The sequence below is a fragment of the Agrobacterium sp. CG160-95 genome (assembly GCF_053521725.1).
This window is the reverse complement of the sequence record NZ_JBNWDU010000002.1, coordinates 645,837-667,294: the sequence shown is the minus strand read 5'-3', so window position 1 is coordinate 667,294 and position 21,458 is coordinate 645,837. Positions and strand designations below refer to the sequence as shown.

Here is a 21,458-nt window from a genome sequence, read left to right as displayed (position 1 = left end):
GGGACGGGTATCCCTATTCTTTGCGGAAGACGGAGAGCATCCCTCCCCGCCGCTCCAGTCGGTTCAGCGCCAGGAATAGCCATGGCTGTGGCGCACGAGCTTGCGCGCTCTTGGGACATAACGGCTGGCGGCAATGGCCTCCGCACCGATCACCGCATAGCGCGGCTCGAACAGCCGCTTGAGACGCGAAACATCGCCATTGGAATCGGTCGCCTCCAGATCGGAATCGACAAGATCGAAAACCGTGAAATCCGCACGCTGGCCAACATCGAGGCGGTTTTCCATGTCGAGGCGGATGATGGAGGCCGGATTGCGGGTGACGGCATCGACGACATTTTCGAAGGGCATATCGACCGAAAGCAGCTTCGACATGGTCGTCGCCAGATCCCAGACGGGGAAATTCATCGAATGGCCATGCAAATCCGTGGAGATCGAGAAGGGCAAAAGGCCGCGCGCGATCGCCGCTTCCGCCACCTTGAAGGAGAAGGATGCACCGCCGTGGCCGATATCCAGCCGGATGCCTTCCCCGGCGCAGCGCTCCGCAAGGTTGAACAGGTCCTCGTCTTCCATGATGCTGGAGCCGGACTTGCCGTTGAAGCAATGGGTCACGACATCGCCGGGACCGAGAATTTCCAGCACCTCATCGTAGAGCGCAGGCGGTTCACCCACATGCACCATCATCGGCACTTTCAGGATCTTGGCGATCTTCTTGCCGAGTTTGACCGGCGTAACACCCCAGGAACCCGTAATGACATGGCTCGCCCGCACCTTGAGGCCAACGATATGCTCGCTGTTCTCGGCATAACATTCAAGGATGCGGTCGAGGTCGATATCCTTGATATCGCGAAGTTCCGGCACCCGGTTGCAGGCGACAAGCCCGATGGAGCCGAGATTGAGGAAGGCCTTGATGCGTTCCTTCGATGGTTCGATGATATATTCGCGAAAACCGTGGAAATTTGCTTCCCCCGCCGAACCGGCATCCACCAGCGTCGTCACGCCGCGCTCGGCCCCGCATTCTGACGGGCGGATGGAGATATCGGTGCCGCCATGCCAGATATGCACGTGCAGATCCACCCAGCCGGGCGAGACGAATGCGCCCTTTGCGTCGATGCGCTGCGCATCAGTCGGCGCCTGAAGGGCAGGCCCAACCGCCGCGACCTTGCCATCGCCGCCGATCAGGATATCGGTCTGGGCCTGTGGCGCCCCCTTTTCGAAGCCGACGGGTTTCACATTGGAGAGAAGAATGGGAGCTTGAAAAGGCGTTTTTGCCTGTTCACCGGACGTCATATTACAAATCCCTTCGCAGTCTTGGGTCGAGCATGTCCCGCAGTCCGTCGCCAACCATTTGCAGCGAGAGCACGGAAAGAATGATGGCAAAGCCGGGGAAATAGGTCATCCAGTCCGCCTGGCCGATATATTGGCGGCCTGCGGAGATCATGGTTCCCCAGGTCGGAATTTCGGGGCTGACACCCAGCCCCAGAAATGAAAGGCCGGCCTCGGCCAGCATGGCGCTGGCGAAAAGGAAGGTGCACTGCACGAGGATCGGCGAGATCAGATTGCGCAGCACATGCCGCGTCATGATGTGGAAGGTGGAGATGCCAAGCGCCTTGGCCGCCTCCACATAGGGCAATTCCCGGATCACCAGCGTCGAGGCGCGCACGATGCGGGCAAGGCGCGGCGAATAAACGACGGCAAGCGCAATGATTACCGTCGTCAGCGACGGCCCGAGTGCGGCCACTAGCGCGATGGCCAGCAGAATATCCGGAAACGCCATCATGGCATCGATCAGTCGCGCGATCGGCGTATCCAGTTTCTGGAAGAAACCGGCAAGCAGGCCGAGCGTGATGCCGATCAACGCCGACAGCGCCACCACCGCGGCCCCGACCAGAAGCGACAGCCTTCCCGCAAAGATGGTACGGGAAAAAACGTCACGGCCGAACTCGTCCGTGCCGAACCAGTAGAGTTCGCTCGGCGGTTTCAGACGGTTGACGATCGACAGTTTCGACGGCGAATAAGGCGCGATCATCGGCGCGAAAACGGCGAGCAGCACGAAGACGAGCAGCACGATCAGACCTGCTGCGACCGTCTTGCGCTTCAACAGACGCCGAATGAACAGGATGGTCGGGTTGCGCGCCGGCTGGGCGGTGGAGGTGATATCGGCCATCAGTAACGAACCCTCGGATCGACCAGCAGATACAGCATGTCGATGGCAAAATTGATGAGCACGTAAAGCCCGGCGATGACGAGAAGCGCGCCCTGAATGACCGGATAATCGCGCCTCAAGACGGCTGACACGACGAGATTGCCGACGCCCGGCAGGCCAAACACGGTTTCCGTAACGACCGCGCCGGAAATCAGCACGGCGGCGGTGAGACCAAGCACGGTGAGGATGGGGATGAGTGCGTTCTTCAGCGCGTGTTTCATCACCACCCGGGGTTCCTTGACGCCCTTGGCTCTGGCGGTACGGACATAGTCGTCGCCGAGAACATCCAGCATCGAGGCGCGGGTAAAGCGCAGAATGAGGGCGGAAGAAACGAGGCCGAGTGCGATGGCTGGCAAGGTCAGGTGATACATGCGCTCGAGGAAGCTTGCGCCCGGACCGCCATATCCCGACACCGGGAACATATCGAGCCGGACAGCGAAGAACTGCATGAGGATCAGGCCAAGCCAGAAGCTCGGAATGCTCGCCGCCAGCATCGCAATGGTTGTCGCTGCCTGATCCACGAAGGAACCGCGCCGGTAAGCGGCATAGATGCCGATGGGAAGCGCGATGGCACTGGCGATCAACAGCGAAAAGATCGTCAGGAAGAAGGTCGGTTCCGCCCGATCCAGAAGCGCCGATCCAACCGGCATGTTGAGGAAGATCGACTGGCCGAGATCACCGCGCAGCAATTGCCCGATATAGTAGACATATTGCACGCCGAGCGACTGATCTAGGCCAAGTCTGGTGCGCAACTCAGCGATGTCCTGTGCCGAGGCGTCCGGCCCGAGCATCACCGCCGCCGGATCGCCGGGCGTGACGCGCAGGATGATGAAAACGATGGTGACGACGAGAAACATCACCACGATCATTCCGGCAAGTCTCTGGAAAATATACCGTATCACGTATGAATGCTCCGAAGCGCGTGATGGGCCGCTCTCAGGCGACGGTTGAACAGAGTTGTCGACGAGTGCCGGTAAACCCGGCGCTCATGGCTGGAAGACTCCCGCCTCCGTCATGCCGGATCTGATCCGGCATCCAGCCACCGCGCGTCTGCGTGGTGAAGGCGTCCTCTTGCGGTCAAAGACTTGATCGCGCTGGACCCCGGATTCAGTCCGGGGTCACGGAGTGCGGAGCGGTCTTACTTCGTAACCGAAGCATTCCAGAAATAGGGCCAGGGAGCCGGATCGACGCCATCAAGCTTGTTGGACTTCGCCGCCACGGCGTTGAAGTCGCCGATCTTGATGAGCGGCAGCTCGTCATAGATCGTCTTCTGCACCTTGGCCCAGAGAGCAACGCGCTTCTCCGGATCAGCCTCCGAGGTGAAAGCGTCCACCGCCGCCTTGCGCGTCGGCGTGTCCCACCAGCCCGGCGAACCTGTGGAAAGCGCGCCAATCAGCGCCGGCTCCGGCAGGAAGGGGCTGTGGCTGATGTAGATATCCCAGAGCTTCGGGTCGGCACGGCGCTGCGTCAGCGTCGCCCAGTCCACCACCTGCATATCCACCTTGAAACCGGCAAGCTTCAGATACTCCGCTGCCACCTGCGCCATTTTGTAGTGGAACTCATACTGACGGCTGGTGAGGATGCGCAACGGCTCGCCATTATATCCGGCGGCCTTCAGCTTTTCGGCTGCGGCCTCCGGGTTGCCGACATTATAATTGCCTTCGACGCCCTCTTCCGAATGCCAGGAGAAATTGGACGGATAGTAGGCGCCATCAAGCGCATAGAAATCCGTGCTGCCGAACGCCGCCGCCAGCATGTCCTCCATGTTCAACGCTTCGGTCACCGCCTTGCGGACCTCCAACTTGGAAGACAAACCTTCCTTGGTATTGAATACAAAGACCGGATAACCGAAGGGCTTCAGCATCAACGGCTGCGAGGCCGAGGAGGACTTCACCTTGGCGAAGGATTCCACCGGAATGGAATCGACGTAGTCATACTGGCCGGAAACAGCGGCCTCGACACGGGTATTCGGATCGGGAACCGGAACGAAACGGATTTCATCGAGATACTGATGGCGCGCACCGCCATATCCGTCACTTTCACCGTCACGAGACTTGTAGCCGTCGAAACGGACGAGCTGGATATATTGGTCCGCCTTGCGTTCCTTCAGCATATACGGGCCGGTGCCGACAAATTCTGTCATCGGCTCAGCCTGCTTTTCAGCGGGCAGAATGATGGCTGCGGAGTTGTTGAAAGCAAGCAGCGAGGTTAGCGGCGCATAGGGCTGCTTGAGGGTGATTGTCACCGTCTCGGCATCAGGCGCGGAGATATTGTCGATGAAACCGGCGACCTGTTTTCCGCGTGATGCGATCTTCATCCAGCGGCCAAGCGAGGCGACGACATCTTCCGAGGTCATATCGCTACCGTCATGGAACTTGATGCCCTTCCGCAGCTTGATCGTGTAGGTTTTGCCGTCCGCACTGATGTCAGGCAGGCTTTCCGCCAGAAGCGGCGTCACCTTCCACCCCTTGTCGAAGGTGTAGAGCGTTTCGAAAATATGTTGCGTGACAATGCCGACGAGATCGGCCGTCGAGGCCATGGGATCGAGTGTCGGCGGCTCGCCGATCGTGGCGACATTGATGACACCGCCCTTTTCCGCAGCCATCATCACGCCCGGCGCTAGCATCAAAGCAGCAGTGGCGAGAAATGCAAGTTTACGTCTCATTGTTAAGCTCCCAGCTCTTGGTTCCGACCTTATGAGTTCCATTATTATGTTATATCAATCTTTATAACAGAATAACTCGATAGGGCGCCTTGTCAATGACAATGCGGTGCGAGGAAGGGTTTCCAAGACAGGCGAAATGGAAGACGGGCCTTTGCAAGAGGCGGAAACGGAACGTAAGTCGATGGAAAACAGGCTATTTCGCCCGAAACACGGCGCGCTGCAAACACCGCTGCTGCCAGCCGGAACTGCGGAAACTACGGCTGGCTTTCAACCGGAAAACGAAGAGGAGGAATTAAGAGGCTTTGATATTTCGCATTTGCGAACAAAGTGCTATTGAGGATCAGACCAAGACCAGATTACGACAGACATAATCTCGCATTCTTATTAATCGTTACGTTATTCGCCTTCCCAGCCGTGTTTTTAAGGGCTGAAGACAGACCAGATATTCTAAACCGCCGAGCTTTATTCCGGGGCGGGTTATAAATTTTTATTACGTTGAAATTATTGAGGAAATCATGAAGACGGCAATCGTGCATGACTGGCTCACCGACAGAGGTGGGGCCGAAAAAGTGCTTCACAACCTTCTTGAGATCTATCCTGACGCGGATCTCTATTGCCTTGTCGATTTCATGAGCGATCGAGACCGGGGCTTTCTCGGTGGCAGGCCGGTCAACACCTCCTTCATCCAGAAACTGCCTTTCGCTCGTAAAAAATATCGCTCCTATCTGCCGCTGATGCCGCTGGCCGTCGAACAATTTGATCTCAGCGGCTACGATCTGGTGATTTCCTCAAGCTACGCCGTCGCCAAGGGCGTTATCACCGGACCCGGCCAGTTTCACGTCTCCTATATTCACAGCCCCATCCGTTACGCCTGGGATCTCCAGCACCAGTACCTGAAAGAATCAAAGCTTAGTCGCGGTTTCGCCTCGTGGATCGCCCGTGCCGTTCTCCACTATATTCGCATGTGGGACATCCGCACCGCCAACGGCGTCGATCTCATGACGGTCAATTCCAAATTCATTCGCAGCCGGGTTCGCAAATGCTACGGGCGCGACTCTACGGTTATTTATCCGCCCGTGGATACTTCCCATCTCTCCCCTTCCGACCTGAAAGGCGATTATTTCGTCACGGCTTCGCGGCTGGTGCCTTACAAGAAGGTCCACCTCATCGTAGAAGCCTTTGCAAAAATGCCCGACAGACGACTGGTCGTCATCGGCGACGGCCCGGACATGAAACGCATCAAGGAAATCGCCACTCCCAATGTCGAGATCCTCGGTTTCGTCGGCAATGACGAGCTTCACAAATACATGGCGGAAGCCAAGGCATTCGTCTTTGCTGCCGAAGACGATTTCGGCATCGTCCCGGTCGAATCGCAAGCGCTGGGAACACCCGTCATCGCCTATGGAAAAGGCGGCGTACTAGAGACCGTTGTTCCTCTCGGCGCCTCCAATCAGCCAACCGGGCTTTATTTCCGCGAGCAAACGCCTGAAGCCATCTGCGCTGCGGTGCAGGAGTTTGTCGATAACTCCGACAGTTTCGACAAGAACGCCTGCGTCGACAACGCCGCCCGCTTTTCAAGTGAACGCTTCCTGCGAGAGTTTGCCGATACCGTGAATTTCGCGCTGGCTGAACGGGCCTGACATGCAATTTTCAAGGTCGAATATATCCATATTGGATATACTCTGCTGACGTCGACAGAGACACTCATAGGTAAAGCAAGTGGCGTCACCGGTTTTCTCTTATCCAGCGCAGGCTCGCCGTCGCCTTGTCCGCAATGCAGTCGCCGTGCATAATGATTCCTCGTTGTGAGCGAGGCGGCCCTGACCGGCCTACCTCATGAGTGATTTGGTCTTTGTACAAACAGAGGAATATCACAAATTGGTATCTAGTAAATACCAAATCGTGATATTTATGCGGAATTATGAGCAGGAAACGCGTCGAGCCAAAGACGCCGTTGGGAAAACGGCTGACCGAGGTCCGCGAAGCACTGAAATTCGACGAGCGTGAGCCATTTGCTGAGGCACTAGGCCTGACAGTTGCAATGCTTGGTTACTATGAACGGGGCGACCGTATTCCCGACGCTGGCGTTTTGGCGCTCTATCGTGAGCGGTTCGGCATCAATATAAGTTGGCTCGTGGCCGGTATGGGCGACATGTTTGACACGGCGCCAGCGGCACCTACGCTTGCCTACGACGTTGCCCTGCTGCAAAAAATCAGCGACCGGGTCGAGACGATCTTCGCGGAGTGTCGCCAAAAGTCGCCTACACGGTCTACAATAACGGAGGCCGCGCTTATTTATAACGAACTGGCCAAAACCATATCGGACATTCGCGACGTCCAGATGGTAGAGGCAATTTTACCCGTACTTCTGCTACGCTTCAGGGAGCGTATAACTACAGCGGGATCGGGACTCGGCAAATACGAATCTTCAGGGTTTTAATATTCAGCATATTTATACAGCAGCCACAATAGACAGATTTTTAATATCATTCAATACTTCTTATACATGATTAGTATTTCATAATAAATTTTTTATCTACATCAACTAAATAGTTCACTAAATTATAAATAATTTTAAAATTTACATTAGGTGTTTTATGGGAGATGAGGCGTTGCGTGATCACAGCTGTGATATAGCCAAGGGTCTCGGCATTCTGGTCGTTTTTGACCACACCGGAATGATGGCCGCTATCCGTTTCGGGGTCAATGAGCGGCTGGCGCCGCAGGCCAGCCGGGGAGACTGAGGATCGGCCGCTGATGCGGGGGAAAGATACTTTAAAACAACCAATTATCGTGTTTTTAAGTCAAACATGAAAGAAACTGGACAAGCGTGACAAAACTGCACTAGCGCTATGCGGTAATCGCAGTGATTATGCCGTCCGATTGAATATAGAAGAACGATGATACTGACGCCATTCGGGGTCGTGAATATTGTGCATGTTACGGATTTTCCGGCGCAATCGAGCGACGACTTAACTTGAAGCATCGCCTTAAGTTAGGCAATAAGCCTGATGCAAGCGTAGACATTTTGTGACAAGATTCTGCTGAACGGATGTAATGCCCGGTTGAGATTTGATTTACCGGTGTCAAATATGAAGTGCCAATTTTTATAAAACTATACGATGTCCGGTTTGTTTCTTTTTTTTCGGACGAAATTTATTTTGAGGACCAAATGCGTTTATTGAATGTTTCGATTCTGCTTGCCTCCGCAGCACTTGCGGGGTGCACCGTCACCGCGGCATCAGGCCCCGATGCGGCAACAATCGAATCCAACGCTTCAGTGAAATTCAGTTCCAAGGACAAAAAGAAAACTGCGGGCGTTGACTACGCTCTCATCGATATCAACAGTTCCGTCCTGAACTATGTCGGCGATACCACCACCGCTACCCTGCTCGGCAGTTTCGGCGGCGGCAAGGGCGGTGTTCCGGCGTTGCCGATGGGCGTTGGTGACGTGGTGCAGGTCGCAATCTTCGAAAGCCAGGCGGGCGGACTTTTCATTCCAAACGATGCGGGCAGCCGTCCCGGCAACTTCATCAGCCTGCCGAACCAGACGGTAGACCGGGAAGGCAATATCAGCGTTCCCTATGCCGGCAAGATCCGCGCAACAGGCCGCAATGTCGAGGATGTTCAGAGCGAGATCGAGGAGCGTCTGGCCAACCGGGCCATCGAACCGCAGGTCCTCATCACCAAGATTTCCAGCCGCTCCGCACAGGCATCCGTGCTTGGCGACGTCAAGGAGCCGACGAAGGTCCAGCTTTCAGAAGCAGGTGACCGCGTTCTCGACGTCATCTCCTATGCAAAAGGCCTCAGCGCCCCGAATATCGAATCCTATGTCACGTTGATCCGTCGCGGCAAGACCGCGCGCGTCAACTACAATCACCTTGTCAGCACGCCTTCCGAGAACATCTATGTGGTTCCGGGCGACACGGTCATGGTGGAGCGTGAACGCCGCACCTATCTCGCTTTCGGCGCTTCCGGCCTCAATGGTCGTTTCGAATTTGAGGACGCCGCGCTGAAGCTCTCGGATGCGCTGGGCAAGGCAGGCGGATTGCTCGATTCCCGTGCCGACCCTGCGCAGGTCTATGTCTATCGTACCGTCAAACGCGATCTTCTCGTGAAGCTTGGCATCGACATGTCCAAGTTCCCGGGACAGGAAGTTCCGGTCATCTTCCGCGCCAACCTGCGCGATCCTTCAACCTTCTTTGCCACCACGAAATTCCCTATGCAGGATCGCGATATCATCTACGTCACCAACTCGCAGGCAACCGAACTTTACAAGTTCCTGGACCTCGTTGGCTCCGTTCCCGCAACGGCCGGCAACGTCTCCGAGGATGTACTTGCGACGCGCAACGCCATCCGGGCGTTCTGATCCTCGGCAACTCGCCGCTCCTGTTCAAAGCCGCCCCGGAAACGAGGCGGCTTTTTATTTTGGTAACGATTGGGGTCAAGTTCCGTGCATCGAGCCCGGCGACGGGCATATGCCCAAAAGTGCCACAACCCTTGTTTCGCAGGGCAACATGACGGCATACATCGTCGCCGCCATTACAAAAGTTTAAGGTGATTTTGCAGCGCATTGGGTGTCTTGTGGGAGCTAAAGCTGCTCCCAGGGCTTGCCGAACATGTTCGGGAAACATGTATTGCTCTCATTTTGCGGAACCGTCAGATGAAACGTTTCTGGACCGCCCTCAGCGTTCTCGCCATCGCAGCCGCTGGCGCGTGGTATTTTAAAGATCGCCTGCCCCTTGATCAAATTCCCTATCTCAAACAATTCGCCAGCGTTTCGCCACATGCAGAAACGGCAATGGCCGATGGATCTGCCGGCAAGAAGGGCCAGACGTCGCAGAACGGTCAAGCCGGCCAGCAGACAGGCCAGAGGCAAGGTGGCGGGCGGCGCAATGGCGGGCCGCCTACCGTCAGCACCATCGCCGTCAACAAGGCGACGTTGCCAATGGATGCTACGGCGACGGGATGGGCGATTGCCGCCGACATCACCAATATAGCGCCGCTTCAGGCCGGTCTCGTTACGGAAATCTCCGCGAAGGACGGCCAGCATATCAAGGCGGGCGATCTGATCCTCAAGATGGATGACCGTATAGCCCGCGCAGCCGTCGACAAGGACAAGGCCAATATCGCTGCCGATCAGGCAACGCTGGAACAGACGGAAGCCGCCTTCCAGCGCGCCGCCAATCTGGTCAAGCAGAGCGCAGAGTCCCAGCAGGTGCTGGATCAGGCAAGGGCAGCCAGGGACAGCGCCGCCGCAAAGATCGATGCCGACAAGGCGACGCTTGCTTCCGACCAGGTAACGCTCGAACATATGGAGATCCGTGCGCCCTTCGATGGGCGACTGGGCGATGTTACCGTCAGCCCCGGTGCCTATCTCAGCGCTGGCATCAATATTGTGACGATCACGAAATACGATCCCATCTCTGTCAGTTTTCGCCTGTCGCAGCGCTACCTGCCGCAATTGCGCGAAGGCGTTCAGAAGGACACGGCGGTCGATGTAGACCCGGCGGCAACCGGCGGTGAGCCCATGAGCGGCATGCTGCGTTTTTACGACAACGTCGTAGACCAAACGTCCGGTACCGTACTTGCCAAAGCGGAATTCAAGAACGATCGCGGGCTGTTGTGGCCCGGCCAGTCCGTCAACGTCACGGCTCATTTCGTCTCCGACGCGGAGATGATCGTCGTGCCGACGGTTGCCGTGCGGCCGGGGCCGAAGGGCAATTTCGTCTACACCGTCGATGACAACCACCGTGTTCATATGACGACCGTGGAAGTTGCCCGCTCCAACGGCGATATGACAGCCATTGCCAGCGGCCTCACCGGCGGCGAGCATGTGATCATCGAAGGCCAGTCGGGACTTGCCGACGGTCAACAGGTGGTCGAGCAATTCTCGGACAAGGGCGGCGCGGCCGCCAATCTGGCCGCCAATATTCCGCAGCAGGAACAGGTGGGTAACCCATGATCCCGAATTTCTGCATCAACCGACCCGTTGCAACCACTCTTCTCGCCATCGGCCTCGTGCTCGCCGGGCTTGCCGGTTTCCGCCTGTTGCCCGTCGCTGCGCTGCCGAAAGTCGATTTTCCGACGATCAGCGTTTCGTCGTCGCTGTCGGGCGCCTCGCCGCAAACCATGGCCACCTCAGTCACCACGCCGCTGGTGAAGCAGTTCGAGACCATTCCGGGTGTCAGCGAAATCAGCGCCACCAACACTCTGGGCAACAGCTCCATCGTGCTGCAATTCGATCTCAACCGTGACATCGACGCAGCGGCAGCAGATGTTCAGGCGGCGATCTCGCGCGCACAGCGGCAGTTGCCAAGCAACATGACGACAACGCCGAGTTACCGCAAGACCAACCCGGCCGATGCGCCGGTACTGCTGCTTGCCATCAACAGCAAGGAGATGCCGACCAGCAAGGTGGATGAAATCGCCGAGAATATCATCTCGCCGCTGCTTTCAACCATTTCCGGTGTCGCGCAGGTGAGTATCTACGGCGCGCAGACCTATGCCGTGCGCATTGGCCTCGATCCCTCGCAGCTTCAGGCAAGAGGGCTTGGCGTCGATACCGTCACAACCGCCATCGCGCAGGCGAACAATCAGGTGCCCGTGGGCGCGTTGCAGAACGACAACCAGCGCCTGACGATAGAGGCAGACACCCAGCGCACCGATGCAGCGGCCTTCCGCTCGCTGGTGGTGGCGACAAGCAACGGTGCTTCCATCCATCTCGGCGATATCGCCAATGTCACGGACAGTATCGACAACCCCAATGCCGGCAGTTGGTTCGATGGCGAACAGGCGATCGTTCTTGCCGTGCAGCGCCAGCCGGACGCCAACACCGTTGATGTGGTGGATGCCATCCGGGCCAAGTTACCGGCGCTGCGCCAGCAATTGCCGCCATCGGTCAATATCAACGTCATGAATGACGCCTCGACCGCGATCAAGGACGCGATTGCCGACGTACAGTTCACGCTGCTCCTCACCATCGGGCTGGTGGTCGCGGTTATCTATCTCTTCACCGGGCATCTGACGGCGACCATTATTCCGGGCCTTGCAGTGCCGCTGTCACTGATTACCGCCTTCGGCGCCATGTATGTTCTGGGGTACAGTATCGACAATATCTCGCTACTCGGACTGACATTGTCGGTCGGACTTGTGGTGGACGATGCGATCGTCATGCTGGAAAACATCCTGCGACTGCACGAGGAAAAAGGCCTGACGATGCGCGAGGCGGCCCTTCAGGGCGCCGCGGAAGTCAGCGGCACCATTCTGTCCATGTCCATCTCACTGGTCGCAGTGTTCATTCCCATTCTGCTGATGGGCGGAGTGATCGGCAGGCTGTTTAACGAATTCGGCATGGTGGTCACGCTGGCAATCATGGCGTCGGCGCTGGTTTCGCTGACTGTCACGCCCATGCTCGCCTCACGGCTTTCGGGTCATTCCTCCAGACCGCCAGCCATCATCCGTTGGTTCGACGCCGGCTTCGAGCGCACGCTTCGCCTCTATGGCAAGGCCGTCGGCTGGTGCCTTTCCCATCGCCGCGTGGTTCTGGGCGCATTCCTGGCATCGGTCGCAGCATCGCTTTATCTGTTCGAGACTTTGCCTTCCAGCTTCTTCCCGCAGGAGGATATCGGTCGCCTTTCCGTGTCGACGCAGGCGCGTGAGGACATTTCCTATACCGCGATGCGCGATCTTCAGGCGCAGGTGGCCGATCAGATCCGCAAGAACCCGGCCGTGGTGCATGTGACCTCTACAGTCGGCGGCAACTCCCGCAACCCGCTGAATAACGGCTCGATGTTCGTAGAACTGAAACCGAAGGAAGAGCGCGCACCGCTAAGCCAGGTATTGGCCGAACTTGGCCAGGCGACATCGAAGGTGGCGGGCATCCGCACCTATATCAATCCCCAGCAAAGCTTACGTTTGGGCGGGCGCAGCTCCGCCAGCCAATACCAGCTCGTCATTCAGGGCCTGAATGCCGACGCGACCAATGAATGGTCGAACAAGCTAATGGAGGCGATGCGCCGCGACCGCACATTCGCCGCCGTCAATTCCGACGCTCAGAACGGCGCAATTGCGGCGACGATTTCGGTCGACCCGGAAAAGGCAGCCGCCTTCGGCATTACCAACGACCAATTGCGCAAGACGCTGGAAATGTCGTTCGGCGGTTATACGGCGGCGCAAATCCAGTCGACCGGTGATAGCTATGATGTGATCGTCGAATTCGACAGCTCGAAACAGTGGAATGACGATTTCCTGAGCGACATCAACATTCTCTCGGCAAAATCGGGTGTTCTGGTTCCGCTTTCCAACTTCGCCACCCTCACCCGCACGCAGGCGCCGGTGACCATCAACCAGACGGGCCAGCTCGTTTCTACGACCGTCTCCTTCAACCTGCCGGATGGCGTGGCGCTTTCGGATGCGACGAGCCGTATTGACCAGATCAAAACCACCATCGGCCTGCCGCAGGACGTGTTCACCAGCTATGGCGGCACGGCGGCGATATTCCAGCAGAGCCAGGGCAATACCGGCATCCTCATTCTTGCGGCGGTGTTGACCATCTATGTGGTGCTGGGTGTGCTTTACGAAAGCTTCATCCACCCGCTGACCATACTTTCCGGTCTGCCGGCGGCGGCTTTTGGCGCGTTGGTGGCGCTGAAGGTGATGGGCATGGATTTCTCGATCATTGCGCTGATCGGGCTGTTGATGCTGATCGGCATCGTCAAGAAAAACGCGATCATGATGATCGACGTGGCGGTGGAACTGATCCGCGAAAAGGCCGAACCGCCCACCAGCGCCATCCACGAAGCCTGCGTGCGCCGTTTCCGGCCGATCATGATGACGACCTTCTGCGCGCTGCTGGGCGCCCTGCCCATCGCCCTCGGCTCAGGCGCCAGCTCGGAACTGCGCCAGCCACTTGGCGTTGCCGTGGTCGGTGGTCTCATCGTCTCGCAATTGCTGACGCTGTTCATCACCCCGGTCATCTTCGTGGAAATGGACAGGTTGGGTACCTACCTCACCGGGCTGTTTTCGCGCAAGAAATCGGCCGAAAAACACGCGGAACCGCAAAATCCGGAAGGTTCCAGCGAACCCGATTCCGTCGCGGCATAGATCGAAGATACGCATTTCCGGACATAAACCGCGATGCGGTTTCTACCGGAAATGCTCTAATGCAAGCTTCCGAGGCGCTCCAGTGCCTCGGAAAATCCCTGTCCCTGCAACTGGAACGAAACCGTTCGGCCCTGCAGATCGGGGGCCTCTATCGTCAGGGTTTGTCCGGCCTTCAGCGCGGTTACAAGTTCGACGAACGGCGTGAAGGAAACGATGCAGCCCACGGGCAGACACGTGCTGACCTGAACTTCCTGCAACCGCACATTTCCGGATTTTACCGAAAACAGCTTTGTGACGGCAAGGCCGAAAGGCATGACCATGGTGCCGGAAAGCTTACCCGGCGTCCCCACATCATCTAGCCGGAACTCGACGGAGACGACCAGTTTGCGTGTCTTCTCCTCAAGCTGGACCTGAGCGATGGCGCAGAGCGGTTTTGCCGTCTCCGCCACCGGCTTACTGGCGTCATTATCATCTTTTTTCGCAGGCGCGACGCAAGCAAGCTGCCAACTCCCGTGAACCTCACGCAACGGCGCGTCCGCCTTTTTTTCTGCATCTTGCGCGGGAGCACCGCCCGCCACCAAACCGGCGGACAGGAACACCGTGAGAGCCGTTTTCCAAAGCGTGTTTTGACTGCGCTTCATCAGAAACGAACTCCAAGTTGGGCTGAAGCAGATTGATCCAGAAGACCCGCGCCAAAAACCGCGCCGTAACGGAATGTCAAGGTCGCGGATGGGTTGAGATTGTAGCTAAGCCCCAGATTGATCAATGCCACGTCGCGCGCCATGGCAGCACTTGTCACAGAAAACGCACTGCCACCATCGTAGAACAGTGCACTCTCCATCATCGGATCGCCATAGGCATGACGCCACCCGATATCGAGCATCGCGCGTCCAAGCATCCCCTCCAACGCAATGTCACGGCTGATGCGCGCCCCGAGCGTCGAATAAAACTCGTCGTGGCTGACGGCACCCGAAGAGACGGCGGCGATACCGCCCATCTCCCGGAAAGCATCCGTCCGCGTATTCACGTAAGCGATATTGGCGTAAGGCTCGATATGGGTGAGATCGAAATCGAACCGCCAGGCGGCTTCGGCAAAGACCTGCGTGGTGGAAGCGTCGTAACCAGCGGTTAGGTCCTCCTTCAATGTTGAAAAGGAAACCGCCCGGCGCGTTTCGACATCCTGAAAGGCGTGGGTTGCACCAAGACGCAGGGATGCAGGGCCAATTGTTTTGCCCGCATAACCCGCCACATAGTAGCCGTCCACGTCAGCAGATGCCGCAGGAGAACCCTGGCTGATCACATCGCGGCCGTATCCGGCGGCCACCCCGGCACGCCAGCCATCAGCCAAATCTCCGTCAATACCAAAGAGGACGCCGCCGCCCTTCATGTCGGCCGATGCGCCGTTTCCATCACCATCGGTGCGGCCGCGAGAGCCGAAACCACTGGACCAGAACGTGAGTGAACCCTCGTCAATGTCAAACGGGTTTGATCCGCCTTCAGCATAGGCGACCGGCAGGATCGGGCGCGCATCAACACCTTCGAAAGCACTGCGCAGCCGGTTGAGAATGACATCGCGGGTGAGTTGGCTGCGGTTGATCAAAGCCATGGCAAGCGAGGGATGAATTTCCCCGGCAAGCTGCGCGAAGGCGGATTGGGTTTCGCCCTGTTGCAGAAACACGGCCGCCTCGTAGAGCGGCGAGCTTTCCCCAAGCGCCTCTATGGCGTTGGCGGCCCCGCGCGCATTGGCCGTCGATGTTTCAGCGGCCAGAAAGCCGGCATCCGGTGATGCCCGGGCGAAGGAAAGATAGGTGCTGCCGTCGTCAGCACTCCGGGCTACCATTGCGGTCAGATAGGCGAAATTTTCGCCGACACTTGAAAACGTACCGGTAATTCCACCCGTTGCCGTCAGGATCGTGTAGCGGGTGCTGAGGCTATAGGCAGTTTGGTTCGCCAGCGACGTAACGACAAGACTGACATCATTGTCGATGGTGATGGTTCCGGTCACGGCAAGCCTGTCGGAATTGCCGGCGGCGTCGATTTCAACCTCATAGCGAGAGCCACTAGCAAATGTTGCGCTGCCCGTGGAAGCCAGCGTGCCGATCGAATTGCCGGGCGCGAGCGTGCCACCCGAGCCGACGGTCAGGCCGCCGATGGTGCCGGAGCCGCCAAGTGTCGCGCCGGTACCGACCGAAACAGCGCTTGCAAGCGAGCCATTGACGCTGAGCTTTCCAGAGGAAACCGCAGTGGTGCCCGTATAGGTACTATTTCCGGTCAAGACCAGATTGCCATCGCCCGTCTTTTCAAAGGTGCCAGTACCGCTGATGGCATTGGAAAGCGTGCCGGCACCATCGACAACGAGTTGCGCATCATTGGCGATGCCGCCCGAGCCGAAACTTTTTGAGTTGCCTTTCAGCGTGCCGGAGGAAATCGTGGTGCCGCCGGAATAGCTGTTATTGCCGCCAAGCGTTGTGACGCCAGCTTCGGCAACGACTTTGCCCGCACCTGAAATATCGGCTGAGAGTATATAGCCGGTCTCGGAATGGTTGAAGACGATGCTGCCGTTGCCTGCACCGAAAGCAATCGTGCGCGCTTCTAACGCACCGGCTGAGCGGGCGGTTTGGCCCACGGCAGCTCCGATGTTGAGCACGCCTGTGGAACCCGCCGATGCGGCAATGAGAATAGTGGGCGCAGCCAGCGAGGCTCCGCCGGTTATCTCCACGGAACCGTTTCCGGCATCGCCGACGACCATGAGATTGCCAACCGCAACGCGCGATCCCACACCGCTTACCAGAACGTTTCCATTCGATCCCGCCGCACTGCCCGCATAGAGATCATAGGCATCAAGCGATCCGCCGTTCGTAACGGTCAAGCTTCCGGAACCTTCAAAACCCACATCGACGGAGCCGGAGTTCACAACGCCGTTGTCGATATAAGCGGTGACGTTCGAACCCGCTCCTGTGATCGTCATCGCACCGGAGGAACCGGCAAGATCACCGAGCATCACCTTGGCAGCTTTGATACCGCCACCGGCGCTGACCGACACATTTCCTGTAGTCCCGCCTCCATATCCGACAAAAAACGTTCCGGTCATCGCCCAGCTCGATCCGTCGCCCGCCACCGTTACGGTGGAAGTGGAACCGCCATGGGCCGCAACATAGCCGTCGCGGCTTTCCACCGTGCCACCGGCCTCGACGGTCATGGAACCGTTGCCGTCAAGGCCGACATTGAGATCGGCGCGGCTTTGCAATTTGCTGCCGGCGCCGGATACCCGGGCGGAACCAATACCGCCGGCATTTGTTCCGATGATGATATTCGCTGCATCGACAAGGCCGCCGCCCGTGACCGCCAGCGAACCCGTGCCATTCACCCCCACCTCGAGATCGCCACGGTTGACTGTCCAGACCGAGCCCTGCCCATCCACGGCGGCAGCGCCCGTCGCACCCGCCACAACACCAAGCCGCGCCGTCGTACTATCAACGGAGCCACCCGCCATAACGTTGAGCTTACCATTGCCGGCGGCACCGCCCGGATCGGCGACATCGCCGCCGACCTGCAGGTCGCCGGTCCTCCAGTTGGAGCCGTCGCCGGTGACAGTCGCCTCACTTGCCGAATGGCGGCCGACAATGGCCTCGCCACTGGTTACGGTCCCTGCGGCCTCTACGAGAAGCGTTGCAGCTCCCGAATTGCCAACGACGAGCGATCCGCCGCTTTGCAGCGCGGAGCCCAGACGGCTTACCGTCACAGAACTTCCGTCCGCAGAAGCCAGATTGGCAATCACCGTCGTTGTCTGACTGATGACCGTGCCGCCACCGGTTACGGTGAGCTTACCAACGCCTGCTTCGCCAACGACCATATCCCCGGACATGGTCCAGTGGCTGTCTTCACCGGAAACCAGCGCGGTTCCCGTCGTGCCGAGGTCTTCGGCCAGAACGCCTCTCGCGCTGTAAAGCTCGCTGGCGCCGAGCACATCCAGATTTCCACCGCCGCCAGCTCCGGAAGACGACCCGCTCACAAAAACGGTGTCGGAAGTCGTGAGAGTGGAAGAGTTATCGAGCTTGAGGGAGCCATTTCCAGTCCCGCTTCCGCCAATAAGGACGTTCTTCGACGATGCCGTCGTGCCGTGCAAAAGGGAAAGGTTACCCACGCCGCTGCCACCGATGGAGACATCACCGTCATTCTGCCATTTCGCACCGATGAAACTTGCCGTGCCGGACGCGCCACTGACAGCGCCGAGAAAAACTGAATCTGTCTGCAAGCCGCCCTGCACTACCAGCGTGCCGGCCCCTGGCGCGGTGCCTATCAACAATTCACGGGCTTTGGCGCTCGTCCCTATCGTAATGACCGGCCCGTAGGTATCGATCATCACATCATCGCTGGCACCAGGCACGCGGCGCGACGGACCCCAGTCCGCGTCGGTAAACCAGCCCCCCCCATCGGACCCCGTCCAGAGCAACGTTTCGGCGATAGCCTCCGATGTAGCGGCAAGCGAAAATATAAAGAAAAAAAGACCCGCCGTCCCGCAGACGAAAAGCCTGCTTGGCGTCAAGGCACGCATTTCCGCTGTCGGACAGGTTTCCCCTTCCGAAACATGGCAGAAACAAGCGGACATTCAGTCTCCCTAACCCGCGCGACGTGCGGTCTTCCTTTGATCGAGCGAATCATTTTGTGAATCAGATCAACTAAGCCAGTTTGAAAGATGATTTCCAGTATGAACAGCGCAAAGCGTGGTTTTTACTGACAGACGAAACAAAAACGGAGCACGACAGGCGTGCTCCGTTAAATAAGCAACAGATGGCTGGAGTAAATCTCTACCGAGATCGAACGGGAAAATCCCGTTCTGCCTACTGCTTTGAAAACCGCCCGAAGGCTCCGCCTGAAAAGCACAGGGGATCGCCATCGCGGTGGGCGGCACGCAGCACTTCGCCGACGATGATGGTGTGATCGCCCGCATCGTGGGCTGCCGCCTGCCGGCATTCGAAACGGGCGAGCGTGCCCGGAATGACCGGAACGCCCTCGTCGTTGATTTCCCAGTCAAGATCGTCAAATGCGCGGCCGTTGCGGGTGAAGCGGGCGCTCAGCACGTCCTGATCTGCGCTCAGCACATGGATGGCGAAATGCGTTGCGCCGCTGAAGGCCGGATAGCGCGATGAATTTTTGGCAGGCGACCACAGCACCAGCGGCGGATCGAGCGATACCGACGCGAAGCTGTTGACCGTCATACCGATCGGCCCTTCGGGCGTCGTTGCCGTCACCACCGTCACGCCGGTGGTGAACGCGCCGAGCGCATTGCGAAAGCTGCGGCTGTTTTCGCCGCCGGGAACAAATACGCGCTCATTGGGCATTTTGATCGCTTCTGCGACTGTCATCACGGCACCTCGCTTCCAATTGCAAGTGTGTAAAGCTCAAACCATGTCTGGCGGTCGATGGTGACGCGCAGGGCATCGGCCGCCGTTTTTATGCGCTGAATATTGTTGGTGCCGAGCACGGGCACGATCTTTGCCGGATGCCGCAGCAGCCAGGCGATGGCAACGGCAGTGGCATCGACGCCCTGCTCGTTGCCGATACGCTGCAGGGCAGCCATGGTTCCACCATGCGCACCGGAAAACAGCGAACCGCCGCCAAGCGGCGACCACGCCATCGGTGAAACGCGCTTTTCCTGCAGGAAGGCCAGATCGCCATTGGTGAAGCTATCGGTAGCAAGCAAGCTCATTTCGATCTGGTTCGTAACCAGCCTGTTGCTCATAGCCGATTGCAGCAGGGAGAAATCCCAAGGGCGGAAATTGGAAACGCCCACGGCCTTGACCTTGCCGGACGCTACCAGTGCATCGAGCGCCTTGCCGGTTTCTTCGGGATCGATCAGCGGATCGGGCCGGTGGATCAGCAACAGATCGACATGATCTGTGCCCATGTCACGCAAGGAGGCCTCGACTGAAGCGTTGATATGGCCAGCAGTGGTATCGTAATGCTTGACGCGGGCGGCTGAGTGACGCCCGGCTGGCGCCACGATGCCGCATTTCGTCACGATCTCGATCTTGTCGCGAAGGGATGGAGCTGCCTTGAGGCCGGCACCCAGAATGGCTTCCGCCGTGTATCCACCATATATATCAGCCTGATCCATGGTGGTGATGCCCTGCTCCAGGCAGGCTTCGATCTTTGCCTGTACATGGGAAGGCGAAGTATCAGCATCGTCGCCGATGCGCCACATGCCGTAAACGATGCGGCTAAGTTCCAGGTTTTCAGAAAGAGCGATACGTTCCATCAGTGGCGTTCCCCGTTGCCCAGCGGCGTGGCAGGTGTTTCAGAAGGCACCCGGCCGTATGCATGCGGCAGGGAGCAGGTTTTCATTTGCGGCAGGACCTTGGTTCCGAAGTGTTCAGCCTCGTCGAGATGCGGATAACCCGAGAGGATGAAGGCGCGAATACCCATTTTCTGGTATTCCTCCAGCGCCGAAAGGACCTTGTCGGTGGAGCCGACGAGCGCTGCACCACAGCCGGAGCGCGCCCGGCCGATGCCGGTCCACAAGTTGGGTTCGACATAACCGAACTTGTCGGCCAGTTCCCGGGCCCGCGCCTGATGCGATACACCGAGTGAGCCGCTGTCGTGGGCGCGGTTGCGGATCAACTGGCCATACTCGTCATCGAGCTTCGAAACCAGATGCTCGGCATATTCGCGCGCTTCCTGTTCGGTATCGCGCACGACCATGTGGACTCGCAGGCCGTAATCCAGCGTGCGGCCATGGGCTGCGGCACGCTCATGGGCAGCGCGCATGCGGTCTGCGAGCTGGTCTTTCGTTTCGGGCCACATCAGATACACGTCGCATTGCGCACCGCACAGCTCCAGCGCATCCGGCGAATAACCGCCGAAATAGAGCAGCGGACCGCCATTCTGCTGGTACGGACGTGCAGGCTCGGTGGAGACACCCTTGAACTGGTAGATCTCGCCGTCATGGTCAATCGTGTCACGGGTCCAGGCCTGGCGCAAAATCTGCACGACTTCATGGCTGCGTTTGTAGCGAAACGCGCTGTCAGCCACCTCGCCGGGAAAATCGGAGCTGATGACGTTGAGCGTCAGGCGGCCCTTCAGCATGTGATCGAGCGTCGCCACCGTACGCGCCAGCATGATCGGCTGCATTTCGCCGCAACGGATTGCAGCAAGGAAATTGATGCGGTCGCTGATCGGAGCGCAACCCGCCACGAAGCTCAACGTGTCCTGGCCGACCTGATAGGAAGAGGGGCAGAGAATGTTGCGAAAACCGAGTTCCTCGGCCTTTTTGACGATATCCGAGCAATGTTCGAAGCTGGAGCGCAGGCTGCCATCCGGCACGCCCAGATAGGCGTAATCATCGGAACAAAGGGCAGAAAACCAGGAGACCTCGGCAGCATCGAGATCAGGGGATGTAACGGGTACGACGGTCATGCAATTCCTCCTCAAGGCCGCTCTCGTTTTTCTTGCATAACATCAAGAAATATGTAAATCAATGATGTA

The 21,458-nt window shown here is 58.2% G+C and carries 16 protein-coding genes; 7 read left to right on the top strand and 9 right to left on the bottom strand.

Annotation, left to right across the window (positions count from 1 at the left end):
- Positions 1 to 63: 63 nt before the first annotated feature.
- The 4 genes from ACQZ63_RS09670 to ACQZ63_RS09655 form a co-directional block, all read right to left on the bottom strand.
- A complete protein-coding gene (locus ACQZ63_RS09670; protein ID WP_065659510.1) occupies positions 64 to 1,287 on the bottom strand; it encodes an amidohydrolase/deacetylase family metallohydrolase in 1,224 nt (407 codons plus the stop codon).
- 1 nt (position 1,288) lies between these two features.
- On the bottom strand, positions 1,289 to 2,164 hold the full coding sequence (locus ACQZ63_RS09665; protein ID WP_019564634.1) for an ABC transporter permease: 876 nt from the start codon (positions 2,162 to 2,164) through the stop codon (positions 1,289 to 1,291).
- On the bottom strand, positions 2,164 to 3,105 hold the full coding sequence (locus tag ACQZ63_RS09660) for an ABC transporter permease (protein WP_065659511.1): 942 nt from the start codon (positions 3,103 to 3,105) through the stop codon (positions 2,164 to 2,166). The genes ACQZ63_RS09665 and ACQZ63_RS09660 overlap by 1 nt, the downstream gene beginning before the upstream one ends.
- Before the next feature lie 236 nt (positions 3,106 to 3,341).
- Positions 3,342 to 4,868, bottom strand: coding sequence for an ABC transporter substrate-binding protein (locus ACQZ63_RS09655; RefSeq protein WP_026330678.1), 1,527 nt, complete (start codon positions 4,866 to 4,868; stop codon positions 3,342 to 3,344).
- 136 nt (positions 4,869 to 5,004) lie between these two features.
- Here ACQZ63_RS09655 and ACQZ63_RS09650 point away from each other — a divergent pair, with 136 nt between their 5' ends.
- The 7 genes from ACQZ63_RS09650 to ACQZ63_RS09620 all read left to right on the top strand — a co-directional run bounded on the left by ACQZ63_RS09650 (position 5,005) and on the right by ACQZ63_RS09620 (position 13,973).
- On the top strand, positions 5,005 to 5,205 hold the full coding sequence (locus ACQZ63_RS09650; RefSeq protein ID WP_162763607.1) for a hypothetical protein: 201 nt from the start codon (positions 5,005 to 5,007) through the stop codon (positions 5,203 to 5,205).
- A gap of 178 nt (positions 5,206 to 5,383) precedes the next feature.
- The gene (locus ACQZ63_RS09645; RefSeq protein WP_003510798.1) at positions 5,384 to 6,508 is read left to right on the top strand and encodes a glycosyltransferase family 4 protein; all 1,125 of its coding nucleotides are present in this window, start codon (positions 5,384 to 5,386) and stop codon (positions 6,506 to 6,508) included.
- Positions 6,509 to 6,789: 281 nt separating this feature from the next.
- Positions 6,790 to 7,308: a helix-turn-helix domain-containing protein gene (locus tag ACQZ63_RS09640; protein WP_113048339.1), complete on the top strand. Its 519-nt coding sequence runs from the start codon at positions 6,790 to 6,792 to the stop codon at positions 7,306 to 7,308.
- Between the two features lie 172 nt (positions 7,309 to 7,480).
- Positions 7,481 to 7,612 (top strand): hypothetical protein, encoded by a 132-nt coding sequence (locus ACQZ63_RS09635; protein WP_448799124.1) that lies wholly within the window; start codon positions 7,481 to 7,483, stop codon positions 7,610 to 7,612.
- 428 nt (positions 7,613 to 8,040) lie between these two features.
- Positions 8,041 to 9,237, top strand: a complete 1,197-nt coding sequence (locus ACQZ63_RS09630; protein ID WP_013761539.1) for a polysaccharide biosynthesis/export family protein — start codon at positions 8,041 to 8,043, stop codon at positions 9,235 to 9,237.
- 294 nt (positions 9,238 to 9,531) lie between these two features.
- Positions 9,532 to 10,833 carry an efflux RND transporter periplasmic adaptor subunit gene (locus ACQZ63_RS09625; protein WP_113555702.1) on the top strand — a complete coding sequence of 434 codons (1,302 nt, stop codon included), beginning with the start codon at positions 9,532 to 9,534 and terminating at the stop codon, positions 10,831 to 10,833.
- Positions 10,830 to 13,973, top strand: a complete 3,144-nt coding sequence (locus ACQZ63_RS09620) for an efflux RND transporter permease subunit (protein ID WP_113555701.1) — start codon at positions 10,830 to 10,832, stop codon at positions 13,971 to 13,973. Before ACQZ63_RS09625 ends, ACQZ63_RS09620 begins: the two co-directional genes overlap by 4 nt.
- 56 nt (positions 13,974 to 14,029) lie before the next feature.
- Here the strand turns inward: ACQZ63_RS09620 and ACQZ63_RS09615 are convergent, their stop codons facing one another.
- The 5 genes from ACQZ63_RS09615 to ACQZ63_RS09595 form a co-directional block, all read right to left on the bottom strand.
- A complete protein-coding gene (locus ACQZ63_RS09615; RefSeq protein ID WP_065659514.1) occupies positions 14,030 to 14,614 on the bottom strand; it encodes an invasion associated locus B family protein in 585 nt (194 codons plus the stop codon).
- The gene (locus ACQZ63_RS09610; protein WP_448799123.1) at positions 14,614 to 18,582 is read right to left on the bottom strand and encodes an autotransporter domain-containing protein; all 3,969 of its coding nucleotides are present in this window, start codon (positions 18,580 to 18,582) and stop codon (positions 14,614 to 14,616) included. The genes ACQZ63_RS09615 and ACQZ63_RS09610 overlap by 1 nt, the downstream gene beginning before the upstream one ends.
- A gap of 232 nt (positions 18,583 to 18,814) precedes the next feature.
- Positions 18,815 to 19,339, bottom strand: a complete 525-nt coding sequence (locus ACQZ63_RS09605; RefSeq protein WP_113555699.1) for a flavin reductase family protein — start codon at positions 19,337 to 19,339, stop codon at positions 18,815 to 18,817.
- Positions 19,339 to 20,232, bottom strand: coding sequence for an aldo/keto reductase (locus ACQZ63_RS09600; RefSeq protein ID WP_003510816.1), 894 nt, complete (start codon positions 20,230 to 20,232; stop codon positions 19,339 to 19,341). The genes ACQZ63_RS09605 and ACQZ63_RS09600 overlap by 1 nt, the downstream gene beginning before the upstream one ends.
- The gene (locus ACQZ63_RS09595; RefSeq protein WP_113555698.1) at positions 20,232 to 21,389 is read right to left on the bottom strand and encodes an LLM class flavin-dependent oxidoreductase; all 1,158 of its coding nucleotides are present in this window, start codon (positions 21,387 to 21,389) and stop codon (positions 20,232 to 20,234) included. Before ACQZ63_RS09595 ends, ACQZ63_RS09600 begins: the two co-directional genes overlap by 1 nt.
- Between the last annotated feature and the right edge of the window lie 69 nt (positions 21,390 to 21,458).